This is a genomic window from Kitasatospora sp. NPDC053308, assembly GCF_055585785.1.
The window spans coordinates 484,534-498,489 of sequence record NZ_JBVJJY010000005.1 but is presented as its reverse complement, the minus strand read 5'-3'; the positions used below and the strand labels follow the sequence as shown (position 1 = coordinate 498,489).

At 75.0% G+C, this 13,956-nt stretch carries 8 protein-coding genes; 1 reads left to right on the top strand and 7 read right to left on the bottom strand.

Annotated elements, in window-relative coordinates; all coding sequences use genetic code 11:
• Positions 1 to 112: 112 nt before the first annotated feature.
• The 4 genes from cimA to ACZ6Y7_RS15430 form a co-directional block, all read right to left on the bottom strand.
• Entirely contained in the window at positions 113 to 1,717 is a 1,605-nt protein-coding gene (cimA, locus tag ACZ6Y7_RS15445; protein ID WP_465758378.1) for a citramalate synthase, read from the bottom strand.
• 411 nt (positions 1,718 to 2,128) lie between these two features.
• Positions 2,129 to 3,241, bottom strand: coding sequence for a branched-chain amino acid aminotransferase (locus ACZ6Y7_RS15440; protein ID WP_465758377.1), 1,113 nt, complete (start codon positions 3,239 to 3,241; stop codon positions 2,129 to 2,131).
• A gap of 311 nt (positions 3,242 to 3,552) precedes the next feature.
• Positions 3,553 to 4,590, bottom strand: coding sequence for a 3-isopropylmalate dehydrogenase (locus ACZ6Y7_RS15435; protein ID WP_465758376.1), 1,038 nt, complete (start codon positions 4,588 to 4,590; stop codon positions 3,553 to 3,555).
• Positions 4,591 to 4,653: 63 nt separating this feature from the next.
• The gene (locus tag ACZ6Y7_RS15430; protein WP_465758375.1) at positions 4,654 to 5,220 is read right to left on the bottom strand and encodes a Uma2 family endonuclease; all 567 of its coding nucleotides are present in this window, start codon (positions 5,218 to 5,220) and stop codon (positions 4,654 to 4,656) included.
• A gap of 157 nt (positions 5,221 to 5,377) precedes the next feature.
• On the opposite strand from ACZ6Y7_RS15430, the gene ACZ6Y7_RS15425 reads away from it, so the two are divergent.
• Complete coding sequence (locus ACZ6Y7_RS15425; protein ID WP_465758374.1) at positions 5,378 to 7,864, top strand: YfhO family protein; 2,487 nt, start codon at positions 5,378 to 5,380, stop codon at positions 7,862 to 7,864.
• A 410-nt stretch (positions 7,865 to 8,274) separates the two neighbouring features.
• Here ACZ6Y7_RS15425 and ACZ6Y7_RS15420 read toward each other — a convergent pair whose 3' ends face one another.
• The 3 genes from ACZ6Y7_RS15420 to serA all read right to left on the bottom strand — a co-directional run bounded on the left by ACZ6Y7_RS15420 (position 8,275) and on the right by serA (position 13,936).
• Positions 8,275 to 11,628 carry a S8 family serine peptidase gene (locus ACZ6Y7_RS15420; RefSeq protein ID WP_465758373.1) on the bottom strand — a complete coding sequence of 1,118 codons (3,354 nt, stop codon included), beginning with the start codon at positions 11,626 to 11,628 and terminating at the stop codon, positions 8,275 to 8,277.
• Between the two features lie 280 nt (positions 11,629 to 11,908).
• Positions 11,909 to 12,070 (bottom strand): hypothetical protein, encoded by a 162-nt coding sequence (locus ACZ6Y7_RS15415; protein WP_465758372.1) that lies wholly within the window; start codon positions 12,068 to 12,070, stop codon positions 11,909 to 11,911.
• A 285-nt stretch (positions 12,071 to 12,355) separates the two neighbouring features.
• Positions 12,356 to 13,936: a phosphoglycerate dehydrogenase gene (serA, locus tag ACZ6Y7_RS15410; protein WP_465758371.1), complete on the bottom strand. Its 1,581-nt coding sequence runs from the start codon at positions 13,934 to 13,936 to the stop codon at positions 12,356 to 12,358.
• Positions 13,937 to 13,956: the final 20 nt, after the last annotated feature.

Here is a 13,956-nt window from a genome sequence, read left to right as displayed (position 1 = left end):
CATCACCCTCGTCGAACACGCCCTCCTCGCCCGACTCCGCTGACACCCGCACGCTCGCCCCCGACCCCGGGGGCGAGCACACGGACGAAGGACGAGGGCTCTCGGCAGCGGCTTACTCGGTGGGCTCCAGGCCGGCCCGGATCAGGCCGTAGGTGTACGCGTCCTCCAGCGCCAGCCAGGAGGCGGCGACCACGTTGTCGGCGACCCCGACGGTGGACCAGGTGGCCGTGCCGTCGGTCGACTCGATCAGCACCCGGGTCTTGGAGCCGGTGCCGTGCTGCCCCTCCAGGATGCGCACCTTGTAGTCCACCAGCTCGAAGGTGGCCAGCGGCGGGTAGATGCCCTCCAGCGCGGTGCGCAGCGCCTGGTCCAGCGCGTTGACCGGACCGTTGCCCTCGCCCACCGCGATCCGGCGCTCGCCCTTGGCCCAGAGCTTGACGGTCGCCTCGTTGCCGGAGACCCCGTTCGGTCCCTGCTCGCTGATGGTCCGCCAGGACTCCAGGGTGTAGAAGCGGTCCCGGCTGCCGCGCACCTCGTCGCGCAGCAGCAGCTCGAAGGAGGCGTCGGCGGACTCGTAGGTGTAGCCGAGGTTCTCCTGCTCCTTCACCTTGGCCACCACCCGGCCGGCCAGGTCCCGGTCGCTGGAGAGGTCGTAGCCGAGCTCCTTGCCCTTGAGCTCGACGGAGGCCCGGCCCGCCATGTCGGAGACCAGCATCCGCATGGTGTTGCCGACCCGCTCGGGGTCGATGTGCTGGTACAGGTCCGGGTCGACCTTGATCGCGGAGGCGTGCAGGCCCGCCTTGTGCGCGAAGGCCGAGTAGCCGACGTACGGCTGGTGGGTGGAGGGGGCCAGGTTGACCAGCTCGGCGATCGCGTGCGAGATCCGGGTCATCTCGGCCAGCCGGCCGGCGGGCAGCACCCGGCGGTCGTACTTGAGCTCCAGCGCGCCGACCACCGGGAACAGGTTGGCGTTGCCGACCCGCTCGCCGTAGCCGTTGGCGGTGCACTGCACGTGGGTCGCGCCGGCGTCCACCGCGGCCAGGGTGTTGGCCACCGCGCAGCCGGTGTCGTCCTGGGCGTGGATGCCGAGCCGGGCGCCCGTCCGGGCCAGCACCTCGGCGACGGTCTCCCGGATCCCGGCCGGCAGCATCCCGCCGTTGGTGTCGCAGAGCACCACCACGTCCGCCCCGGCCTCGTGCGCGGTGCGGACCACCGCCAGGGCGTACTCGCGGTTCGCCCGGTACCCGTCGAAGAAGTGCTCGCAGTCGATGAAGACCCGGCGGCCGCGCGCCCGGAGGAACTCGACGCTGTCCCGGATCATCTCCAGGTTCTCGTCCAGGGTGGTCCGCAGCGCCAGCTCCACGTGCCGGTCGTGCGACTTGGCGACCAGGGTGACGACGGGCGCGCCCGAGTTGACCAGCGCGGCCAGCTGCGGATCGTCCGCGGCCTTCCCGCCGGCCCGGCGGGTGGCGCCGAAGGCGACCAGCTGGGCGTGGTGCAGCTCCAGCTCGGCGGCCGCGCGGGCGAAGAACTCGGTGTCGCGCGGGTTGGCCCCGGGCCAGCCGCCCTCGATGAAGCCGACCCCGAACTCGTCCAGGTGCCGGGCGATGGCCAGCTTGTCCGCCACCGTCAGGTTGATGCCCTCGCGCTGGGCGCCGTCGCGCAGCGTGGTGTCGAACACGTGGAAACTGTCGTCGGTACGGCTGACCTCGGTCATGACCCCTGGTTCTCCGTTCGGGGAGGCTGGTACTGCTCTGGCCGGATGTCTGGTCCCGGCTCCACTGTCCAGGATCGCGCGCGCGGGCCCGGTGTCCCCGAGCCCTTCGTGGGGGCCCTCGGCCGGTCCGGGTGGCTGTGCTCCGGCGGCGGTGCCCCGATGGGTCCGCGGGGCTGCGCCGAAAAGCAAAAGACCCCTCGCGGGTGCGAGAGGTCTGCGCGCGGGTCTGGACGCTCGTGGTCGCTCCGCATCGGGTCCTGCGGGAGCGGTCACTGCGGACCGGCGCGCCTGCTGCCGATAATCAGCGAAAGCGAGGACACACCGGCAGTCTGGCACACCCCTCCGCGATCCGGCCCGCCCGTCTCGCGATGCGGAACGGGGCGGGCCGGAGGCGGTACGGGCGTTCGAGGATCAGACGATCTTGTGCAGCCAGCGGTGGGTGTCGGGGGCCTGGCCGCCCTGGATCGCGAGCAGCGCCTTGCGCAGCTCCATGGTGATCGGGCCGGGCTCGCCGGTGCCGACGGTCCAGTCGGCGGCGGCGGACTTGACCGAGCCGACCGGGGTGATGACGGCGGCGGTGCCGCAGGCGAAGACCTCGGTCAGGGTGCCGTCGGCGTTGGCCTGCTGCCACTCGTCGGTGGAGATCTTCCGCTCCTCGACGGCGTAGCCGAGGTCGGCGGCGAGCTGCAGCAGCGAGTCGCGGGTGATGCCGGGCAGCAGCGCGCCGGACAGCTCGGGGGTGACGATCTTCGCGTCCTCGCCCTCGCCGAAGACGAAGTACAGGTTCATGCCGCCCATCTCCTCGACCCACCGGTGCTCGGCGGCGTCGAGCCAGACCACCTGGTCGCAGCCCTTCTCGGCGGCCTGCGCCTGGGCGACCAGCGAGGCCGCGTAGTTGCCCGCGCACTTGGCGGCGCCGGTGCCGCCGGGCGCGGCCCGGACGTACTCCTTGGACAGCCAGACCGAGACCGGCTTGATGCCGCCCTGGAAGTAGGCGCCCGCCGGCGAGGCGATGATCATGAACAGGTAGGAGTTGGCCGGGCGCACGCCCAGGCCGACCTCGGTGGCGAACATGAACGGACGCAGGTAGAGGCTCTGCTCCGGCTCGTTCGGGACCCACTCCTGCTCCTGCTGGACCAGCAGCTCCACGGCCTCGACGAAGGTCTCCACCGGCAGCTCCGGCATCGCCAGGCGGCGGGCCGAGGCCTGGAAGCGGGCGGCGTTGGCCTCCGGGCGGAAGGTGGCGATGGAGCCGTCGGCCTGGCGGTAGGCCTTCAGGCCCTCGAAGATCGCCTGGCCGTAGTGCAGGGTCATGTTCGCTGGGTCGATCTCCAGCGGCGCGTACGGCGTCAGCTGGGCGTCGTGCCAGCCCACGCCCTCGGTCCAGCGGATGGTGACCATGTGGTCGGTGAAGACCCGGCCGAAGCCGGGGTTGGTCAGCCGGGCCTCGCGCTCCGCTGCCGGCAGCGGGTGAGCCGAGGGCTTGAGGTCGAACGTGATGGGCGCCTGGGTGGGCGTGCTCATGGCTGTTTCCTTCACCGTGGGGTTGGTCAGGGCCGCGACCGCCGCAGGGTCGTTCCGACGATCGAACGCCGGAACGAACGCACAACGGCACGGCCCACTGTCGATACTCGCATCCAGAGGGCCGTGCCGAACAGCCACCGGCTCCTACGGTAGCCATCAGCTGCGGTTATGCGGTCCGGCCCGCGCGGCCGGAACCTTGTCGGATCCGGCCGCTAGCCGGAACTCCGCTCTTCGGATCCGGCCCGCTAGCCGGAACTCCGCTCTTCGGATCCGGCCCGCTAGCCGGAACTCCGCTCTTCGGATCCGGCCCGCTAGCCGGATACTCGGCCGGCGAGCGCGTCGCCGACCTCGGAGGTGCTACGGGTGCCGGAGCGCTCGGCCAGGTCGGCCGCGACGGCGGCCTCGACCTTGGCGGCCTCGGCGGCGAAGCCGAGGTGCTCCAGCAGCATGGCGACCGACAGCACGGTGGCGGTCGGGTCGGCCTTGCCCTGGCCGGCGATGTCCGGCGCCGAGCCGTGCACCGGCTCGAACATGGACGGGAACTCCCCGCTCGGGTTGATGTTGCCGCTCGCGGCGAGGCCGATCCCGCCGGTGACGGCCGCGGCCAGGTCGGTCAGGATGTCGCCGAACAGGTTGTCGGTGACGATGACGTCGAAGCGCTCGGGCTGGGTGACGAAGAAGATCGTCGCCGCGTCCACGTGCAGGTAGTCGGTGGTGACCTCGGGGAACTCCCGGCCGACCTCGGCGAAGATCCGCGTCCACAGGTGGCCGGCGTGCACCAGCACGTTGTTCTTGTGCACCAGGGTGAGCTTCTTGCGCGGCCGCGCCTGGGCACGGCGGTAGGCGTCGCGCACCACGCGCTCGATGCCGTACGCGGTGTTCAGGCTGACCTCGGTGGCCACCTCCTGCGGCGTCCCGGTGCGCAGCGTGCCGCCGTTGCCGACGTACGGGCCCTCGGTGCCCTCGCGGACGACCACGAAGTCGATGTCGGGCTCGCCCGCCAGCGGGGACTTCACCCCGGGGAAGAGCCGGCCCGGACGCAGGTTGATGTGGTGGTCGAAGGCGAAGCGCAGCTTCAGCAGCAGCCCGCGCTCCAGCACCCCGGACGGAACGCTCGGGTCGCCGATGGCGCCCAGCAGGATCGCGTCGTGCGACTTCAGCTCCGCCAGCACGTCGTCCGGCAGCGTCTCCCCCGTCCGGTGGTAGCGCCGGGCCCCGAGGTCGTACTCGGTGGTCTCCAGCTTCACGTCGGCGGGGAGCACCGCGCCCAGGACCTTGAGGCCTTCGGCCACCACTTCCTGGCCGATGCCGTCACCGGGAACAACTGCGAGACGAATGGTGCGAGACATGTTCGGACCCTACTCCGCCGTCCCAGGGGGTGACACCTGGCGTCCACTATTCGGACGGATCGGTCAGGTCAGGTCGATCTCGACCGGGAACGGCTGATCGACCTTCAGCTGCTTGTGGTAGATGCCGGTCAGGCCGTAGGCCCGGGTCGCCGGGTCCAGCTCGTACACGTAGACGACCGGCCGGCCCTCGTCGTCGCTCTCGACGCGCCAGAAGTGCAGGATGCCCGCCGCCGCGTACTTCCGGGGCTTGGTGTCGCGATCGCGCTCCTGCGACTCCTGGGACACCACCTCAACAGCCAGGAGCACGTCCGCCGCCTCGCACATCGTCTGCCTCGGCCCGGTGTCACCGCGCTCGTCGACGACGATGAGGTCCGGCTCGGGCCGGTTGCGCGAGTTCAGCTTGACCGTCATCTCCCGCCACACCTCCCACCCCTCCGGGACGGCACTCTCCAGAGCCCGTTCCAGCCTGCGCAGCGTCCGCATGTGGAACTTGGTCTGTGCGCTCATGAAGATCAGGCTCCCGTCGAGCAGCTCGGTGTGCGGCGGGAGATCAGGCAGCCGGTCCAGGTCCTCGGCGACGTAGCCGCTGACAGGAGGCCGAATCCAGTCGGGGTACGGCGCGATGCTCATGGTTCCTCCCATACGGGCATCCTGACGGCCTTCCCAGGCTACTCGGCGGGGAGTCCGCGGACGCCACTCCTTCGAAGGAGCGCGTACGTCGGAGTCCGCGCCGGGGGCGCGCTTAGGGTGGCGAGGTCCGGGGTCACTGGCAGAACGGGGCGCGTGGGTGAGGGCCGAGCGGCGGCGGGAGGTGCTGGTCTGCGGGGGTGCGGCCGGGCTGGCGACGGGCGGGTACGCGCTGGCGGCCGGCCTGCGCGGCCGGTGGCCGGCCGGGGCGGACGCGGTCGCGGTGCCGTACCACGCCCACCTGTGGGACCTGCTGCACGGGGAGGCCACCGGGGACCTCCTGTTCAACTGGCAGAGCGGGTACGGCGTCCCCTTCCTGGCGGACTTCTTCGCGTACCTGATGAACCCGTTCTCCTGGCTCACCGCCCTCCTCCCCCGGGACCGGGGCGAGCTCGCCGTCCTCCTGGTCACCCTCGCCACCATCGGCCTCGGCACCGCCCTGATGGCCCGGCTGCTCGGCCGCCTGCACCCCGGCCCGCGCCGGCTGCGGGCGCTCGCCGCCGTCGGGTACGGGCTGTGCGCCTGGGTGCTGGACGTCGGCGGGGCCGCGCCGATGTGGCTCTGGGGCCTGGTCTCGCTGCCGCTGCTCGGCCTCGCCACCGACTGGTGCCTGCACGAGCGGCGCTGGGTGGCCGGCACCCTGTGCGTGACCCTGGCCTGGGCCGGCAACCTCTACACCGCCGCCCTGGCCACCCTGGCCGCCGGACTCCTCTTCGCCGTCCGGCTGTTCGCCGCCCCGCGGCCGTTCCGCCGGCGGGTCCGGGCCACCGGCCGGGCGGTCACCATGGCCGTCACCGGGGTGCTGCTGGCCTCACCGGTGCTGTTCGTCGCCGTCCGGGCCGAGCAGGAGGCGCAGCCCGAGTCCCCGGTGCAGCCGCTCGGCCCGTCCGGTCTCGGCGGCCACCTCGCCCAACTGCTGCCCGCCACCCACGGCGGCCGGGCGCTACCGGACGTGGCGATCGGCCTGTTCGGGCTGCTGCTGGTGTGCGGGCTGCCGTTCAACCGGCGGGTGCGGCCGCGCGAACGGGCGCTGTGGTGCGCGGCGCTGGTGCTGGTGGTGCTGGGCTTCGTCTGGACCCCGACCGTGCTCGTCTGGCACGGCCTGGCGATCCCGGCCGGCGGGCCGTACCGGGTCGCCTTCGTGCTCAGCGGACTCCTGGTGCTGGCCGGCTGGGTGTCGCTGGCGCACCGGCCGGACCCGGTCACCCTGCTCGGCGGGGCCGCGGTGGTCGCGGTGATCGCCGGGGTGGCGGCGAGCCGGCACTCGGTGCACCCCGCCACCTGGGTGCTGCTGACCGTCGGCGGTGCCGTCCTGCTCGCGGCGCTGTGGATCCTGGACCGCCGGCACCCGGACCGCCGGGCGAACACCGTCGCCACCTGGGTGATCGGCGGTGCGGTGCTCGGCAACGCCGTCTGGTCCGGGTACGCGGCGCTCGGCGCGGCGCCCTCCGGCAGCGTCCCGGCAGCGGCCGTCCGGGCCGGGCACGCGGCCGTCCGCGCCGCCGACGACTGGCCGCGCGGCCGCAGCGACCCCGGCCCGCACGCCTACACCAGCAACGACCCGCTGCTGCTGGGCGGCCAGGGCGGCGGCTACTTCAGCGGCTACCTGCCGACCGTCGCCGCACTGCTGCTGCACGACCTCGGCGCGGGCTGGACGGCCGGCGGGCGGCAGACCGCGAGCGTGACCGACCCGGTCGGGCAGGCGCTGTTCGCCGTCCGCGCCCACCTGGACGGCGGCCCGCCGCCGTACGGCTTCACCTCCGTCCGGTCCGCCGCACCGCCGGTCGTCACCGTGCTGCCGCCGGACAGCCGCCCGGAGACCGGCTCGGTCTGGTCCCGGCAGGAGTCGCTGCTCGGCGGCCAGGTGTACGACGCGCCGCTGCCCGTCCCGGCCGGCGGGCCGGCGCCCACCCTGCACGGCACCAGCGGCTGGTCGGTGCCGTCCGGCGACGAGGGCACCGTCCTCACCGCCGCCTGCACGCCCGGTTCGACGGCGTACTTCCACGGCGTCTGGTACCGGGGCACGGTCAGCGGGCTCGGCACCGGCTACCGCAGCGACGGCGAGCAGCCCACCACGGCCGTGCCGATCCACCGGCTGGGCACCGTCCCGGCGGACGGCGTGGTCCGGGTGACGCTGCGCTCCGACACCGTCAGCCAGGTCCCCGCCCGCCCGATCGGCTGCCTGCGCGCCGACGCGCTGGAGGCGGCCGTCGCCCGCCGCACCGCCACCGGCGCCACCCGGGTCGAGGCCGGCGGGCACACCCTCGCGGCGGTCCTCCCGGCGGGCGCCACCGGCACCGCGCTGATCGCCGTCCCCGCCACCGTGGGCTGGACCTGCGCGGTCGACGGCGGTCGGCCCGCCGTCCCCACCCGGGTCCTGGGCATGATCGGCGTCCCGCTCGGCTCGGGCGCCTCCCGGGTGGCCTGCACCTTCCGCCCGCCCGGGCTCAGCGAGGGCCTCACCGTCACCTCCGCCGTCGCCGCCGTCCTCGCCCTGGTCACCGCCTTCACCCGGCTCGCCCGCCGCCGCCCCGCCCACACCCCCCGCCGGGCCCGCCGCGCGGCCGGCTCCACCCCCGCGCCGTAGCGGGACGGTCCGGCGGCGGCGCCGTCGGCCCGAGCCGGGGAGGCGGCCGGAGCGGGTGCGCCGAGGAGCCTCGGAGGCGCCCAGCCGAACTCACCCGCGACGGCGGCACCCGGGCCCGCCGGACCCCCGCCGCTCAGGCGCGGCCGACCACCCGAGACCCGCCCCCGCCCGAGTGCGGAAGGCGGCGCGAGCGCACACCCCCGGAGCCGCCACCCGAGCCCTCCAAGCCCGCCCCGAGGCACGACGGGCTCCCGAGCCCCTCCCCCGTCCTCGGCCACCGGCCGCACCCGCCCGAGGCGCCGCCGACCGTCGGCCGCCGACCGCCGCCCCGCGCCCCGCCGTGTGACGCGATGCGCGAGGGGCGGCCCGCCGTGGCTCGGCGGGCCGCCCCTGGGGGTGCGGTGCGCGGGTCAGGGCAGCGTGATCACCTGGGCCCGCCGCGCGCCCGGGTTGAGGTGGTGCAGCAGCAGGAGCCTGGAGGTGTCGCCCACCGTGCGGCGCACGTCGAGGACGGCGCCCGGGCCGACGGGGGCCAGCACCGCCGGGGGGCCGTCGAGGCCGGCCCGGACGGCGAGGGCCGGGTGCAGGACGTCCAGCGGGACGGCCGGGCGGGTGCCGCGCAGGCCGATGGCGGCGTAGGCCTCGCCCGGGTCCGGGGTGCCGGGGCCGGCCACGCCGGTCCAGACGCCGTAGTGGACGGTGCTGTGGCCGGGCGCGATGCCGGGCAGGGCGCTGAGCCGGACGGGCAGCACGACCGTCTCGCTGTCCAGCAGCGCGGTGTCGGTGTCGCCCCAGCGGGCGTTGAGCGGCTGGACGTCGAGTTCGGCCCCGGTGCGGGCGTCGAGGGCGCGGGAGACCAGGACGTCGCTGCCGCGCAGCCGGTCGGCCTTGAGGATGACGTCGGTGGTGCCGTCCCCGTCGGTGTCCAGCGCGACCCGCACGGCGAACACTCCGACCGGGGTGGCCGAGGGCGCCCACGACCGGGCGCCGACGTACAGCAGGTCGGGGTCGACGGCGGCGCCGACCTCCCGGAGGTTCGCGGCCCGGTCGCCGGGGTGCTCGACGCAGACCTCCGGCGCGGCGTCGGGCTGCTCCGCGGTGTCCTCCGGCCGGATGCCCGTGCCCGGCCCGACGGCGGTGCCGCGGCCGGGCGGGCAGTCGGCCCAGCGGGCCGCCTCGCCGCCCAGCGCGAGGGCGGTGACCAGGCCGGGTGTCCCGCCGGGGGCGGCGGTGCCGCCGAGGGTGACGAGCGCGCCGTTGCGCGGGGTACGGACGGTGGCGGTCGCGGCGAGGTCGCCGGCCGGTCGCGGGGCGGCGAGCACCGGGACCCGCAGTTGCGGCAGGCCGTCGCCCGCGACCGGCGTCAGCAGCACCCGGCCCGAGAGTTCGCCCCGGTACGCGCGCGCCTTTCCGCCCTGCACGGTGTCGATGGTCGGGTCGGGCGCGCGGCCCAGCTCCCCGGGGACGGACAGCGTCACCCGCACCCGCGCGGTGCCGCCCGCCGGGACGTCCACCCGGTCCGGCGTCACCTCGAAGGAGGCCCCGGGAAGTTCGGTGGCGGCCGCGTAGCCGGTGCGGTAACCCACCGGCGCGTCCGAGTGGTTGCTGATCTCGATGTCCCGTCCGAGCGCTGTCGGTCCGCCGACCTCGACCGGTCCGAAGGAGACCCCGACGCCGCCCTCCTCGGCGCCCTCCCCCGCCGCGTAGGCGACGGCGGGCGTGCGGACCGCCTGCTCCGCCCGGACCCGCCCGGCGCCGGTGCGCTCCGGCCCGTAGACCGGCCCGCTGTGGTCGTCGCCGAGGAAGGTGTCGGTGGTGGTGTTCATCAGCGCGGCCTTGAGCTGCTCGACCGGCCAGTCCGGGTGCGCGGCGCGGACCAGCGCGGCGAGCCCGGCCACGTGCGGGCTGGCCATCGAGGTGCCGTTCTCGCGCTGGCCGCCGGTGCCGCTGCCGACCAGGGCGGACCAGATGGTCTCGCCGGGTGCGGCGAGGTCGGGCTTGACCACGCCGGGCACGCCGATGCCGCGCGAGGTGAAGTCGGTGAGGGTGTCGGCCCGGGCGGGCTGGTTCTGCGCGACGGAGCCGTGCAGCGGGTTGCCGGGGGCGGCGAGCCGGACCCTGGTCGGCCCGGCGGCCGCGGCCTGCCGCAGGCGCTCGCCGTCGGCACGGGCCAGCAGGACGGCCGGGATGCGGTCGTTGCCGGCGATCTCGGCGAGGTGGTCGCTGTCGGCGGCGTAGAGCGCGCCGATCGCACCGGCGTCGGCGGCGTGGTCGGCGCGCGGGCCGGAGTTGCAGGCGCGGTCCGCGTCGGAGGTCTTCCAGGCGAGCAGTGCGATCCGGCCGGCCAGCCGCTGCCGGTCGGCCGCGCTGAAGTCGGCGCAGCCGTCCGACTGGTCGACGGGCAGGGCGAGTTCGCCGCTGACGTCGGCGGTGGCCCAGCCCGTGTACCGCTCGCTCCAGTGCCCGGGGACGACCCCGGCCGCGGCGGCGGGGGCGAGCACGGTGATGCCGTCCACGTCGGCGTGCCCGTGGACGGAGGCGGCGACGGTGATCGCCCGGGCGGCGGTGCCGGGGCTGCCGCCGACGCCGTACACGTCGCCCTCGTTGCCCGCGGCGGCGACCACGACGGTGCCCAGTGCGGCGAGCCGGTCGACGGCCAGCGCGTCGGTGTCGTCGGCGGTGCCGAAGCGGCTGCCGAGCGAGAGGTTGACGACGTCCAGCCGGTCGGTGAGGTCGCCGTCGCCGTTCGGGTCGGCGGCCAGGTCGAGGGCCTGGGCGAGCCGGTCGGTGGAGCCGTCGCAGCCGAACACCCGGATCGCGTACAGCTGGGCGCCGGGGGCGGCGCCGGGGCCGATCCGGAACCCGGCCGGGTCCAGTCCGGGCCCGTAGGGTCCGGTGTACGGGCGGCCGTCGGCGGTGACGCCGTACCCGGCGGCGGTGCCGGCGACGTGGGTGCCGTGCCCGTTGCGCACGCAGTCGATCGGGTTGTCGCTGGGGTGCGGGACCGGCTGGTGGTGCGGGGAGGTCGGGTCGGGGTCGTAGTCGTCGCCGACCAGGTCCTTGCCGCCGACCACCTTGGCGTTGGGGAACAGCGCGGGCGGCGCGGGCTTGCCGCGCTCGACCGAGCGGAACGCCTCCTCGGTGCCGGGGCCGCCGAAGTCGGCGTGGGTGTAGTCGATGCCGCTGTCGATGATCCCGATCCGCACGCCCTGCCCGGTGTTGCCGGGCACGGAGGCCGCGGGCCCGGAGCCGCCGGCCCAGACCTGCGGGGCGCCGGTCAGCGGCACGGAGTAGGCGTTGTCGCGCCGCTTGTCGACGATCGGGTGGACGGCCCGGACGCCCGGCAGCGCGCGCAGCGCGGGCAGTCGGTCGGCGGGCGCGCTGACGGCGAGGCCGGCGAACAGGGTGCGGGTGCGGTAGAGCTCGCGGGCGGCGGGCGCCGCCCGGTGGACGGCACCGGCGAGCCGGTCGAGCGCGTCCCCGGCCCGGGCCCGCTGGGCGGCGCCGGCCCGCGCGGCCTCCTGGCGGACGGCCTCCGGGGAGCGCCGGTCCCGCCGGGCCCCGTCGGCGGCCCGGCGCCAGGCGGGGCCGGCCGCCTCGGTGGTGAGTTCGAGCAGCACGGACGCGGTTCGGGCCGGGCCCGGCGGTCCGGCGGGCGACGGGCCCGCGGCCGCCGGGGCGGCGGCGAGGGCCACGCCCCCGGCCAGCAGGGTCAGGGTGAGGCCGATCCGGGCGAGCGGACGGCGGACGGGTGGCAGGCGCACGAGGGACCCTCTCCCCCGGCAAGGGGGAATGATCCGCATACCGAGGAGGTCGCTGACGCCCGCCCGCGCGGACGTCGATCACCCTTCCGGGGGCCCCAAATTAGGATGATCGCGCGGCGCCCACGAGCAACTTCCCTCGAATGGCCCGGGCTTGCACTCTACGGGGTGACGCCCCGTCAGCCCGTTCGGCGCAGTAGGCCGATGAACGCCACCCGCGGCGTCGACCGGAGAGGGTCGGCCGGTGGCGACTGGCCGGAGGCGGCCGGCCGGCGGTGACCGGTCAGTGATGTCCGGTGGCCCCGCCGTTGTCCCGGCGGTCCAGCGAGCGCTGCAGCGCGGCGGCCGCGAAGGGGTTCCGCTCGGCGGCCCGGCGGCGGCGCGGAGCGCGGACGGGGGTGGCGGCGGGGGCGGGGGCGGCGTGGCGGTCGGCGGTGGTGGGCATACCGGGCTCCTTGGAAGCGGCGCTGCGGACGTCAGCGCGAGGGTGGGAGGGGTACGCGCGGGAGCAGGGGTCGCCTGCCCGTGAGGGCGCACGCGCACACGGGCCGCGCGCCCTGGCTACAGGGGCGGCACACCGTATGGCTCTTCCACGGTACGACCAGGCCCCGGCCGTGTCTGCACGAATACTTGGATTTCCTACTATCTGAGACGGCAGTCCCCCGGGAGAACGCAGCGGGGCCCGGACCACCGTGCGAACGGCGGTCCGGGCCCCGCGGGGCGTGGGGGGTCAGCCCAGGTCGACCGAGCGCGCGAAGCGGGCGCCGATCTCGGCGGCGATCGCCGAGAGCACGTCCTGCGGGATCTCGGTGTCCACGGTGATGGAGGCCAGCGCGCCGCCGCCGTCGCGGGCGACCTGCATGCCGGCGATGTTGATGCCCGCGTCGCCGAGGTGGCGGCCGAGCACGCCGACCACCCCGGGGCGGTCCTCGTACTTGAAGAACGCCATGTGGTCGGTGAGCGCGACGTCCACGTCGAAGGCGTCCACGCCGACGATCTTCTGGGTCTGCTTGGGGCCGGCCAGCGTGCCGGAGATGGCGATCTCCTCGCCGTTCGCGAGCGTGCCGCGCACGGTGATCACGTTGCGGTGCTCGGGGCTCTCGCTGGACGTGGTCAGGCGGACCTCGACGCCGCGCTCCTGGGCGAACAGCGGGGCGTTGACGTAGGACACCGTCTCCGCCACCACGTCCTCGAACACGCCCTTCAGCGCGGACAGTTCGAGCACCTTCACGTCGTGCTGGGTGATCTCGCCGCGGACCTCGACGTCGAGCCGGACGGCCACCTCGCCGGCCAGCGCGGTGAAGATCCGGCCGAGCTTCTCGGCCAGCGGCAGGCCCGGGCGGACGTCCTCGGCGATCACGCCGCCCTGGACGTTCACGGCGTCCGGCACCAGCTCGCCGGCCAGTGCGAGGCGCACCGAGCGGGCGACCGCGATGCCGGCCTTCTCCTGCGCCTCGTCGGTGGAGGCGCCCAGGTGCGGGGTGGCGACCACGTTGTCGAAGGCGAACAGCGGGGAGTCGGTGCACGGCTCCTTGGCGTACACGTCCAGGCCCGCGCCGGCCACCCGGCCCTCGCGCAGGGCGCTGGCGAGCGCCTCCTCGTCCACGATGCCGCCGCGGGCGGCGTTCACGATGCGCACGGTCGGCTTGACCTTGTGCAGCGCCTCGTCGCCGATCAGGCCGATGGTCTCGGGGGTCTTGGGGAGGTGGACGGTGATGAAGTCCGAGACCTCCAGCAGCTCCTCCAGGCTGACCAGCTTGACGCCCATCTGCGCGGCGCGGGCGGCCTGGATGTAGGGGTCGTACGCGACGATCTTCATGCCGAACGCGGACATCCGCTGGGCGACCAGGACGCCGATCCGGCCGAGGCCGACGACACCGAGGGTCTTCTCGCTCAGCTCGACGCCGGTGTACTTGTTGCGCTTCCACTCGCCCTGCTTGAGCGCGGCGTTGGCCGGCGCGATGTTGCGGGCGACGGAGATCAGCAGGCCGCAGGCGAGCTCGGCGGCCGTGACGATGTTGGAGGTCGGCGCGTTGACGACCATCACACCGGCCTTGGTGGCGGCGGCGACGTCCACGTTGTCCAGGCCGACGCCGGCCCGGGCGACCACCTTGAGCTTGCGGGCGGCGGCCAGCGCCTCGGCGTCGACCTTGGTGGCGGAGCGGATCAGGATCGCGTCGACGTCGGCGATCGCGGTGAGCAGCTCGGTGCGGTCCGCACCGTTGCAGTGGCGGATCTCGAAGTCGGGGCCGAGGGCGTCGACGGTGGCGGGCGACAGCTCTTCGGCGATCAGAACGACGGATTTGCTCACGACAGTGTGTCCTTAACTGT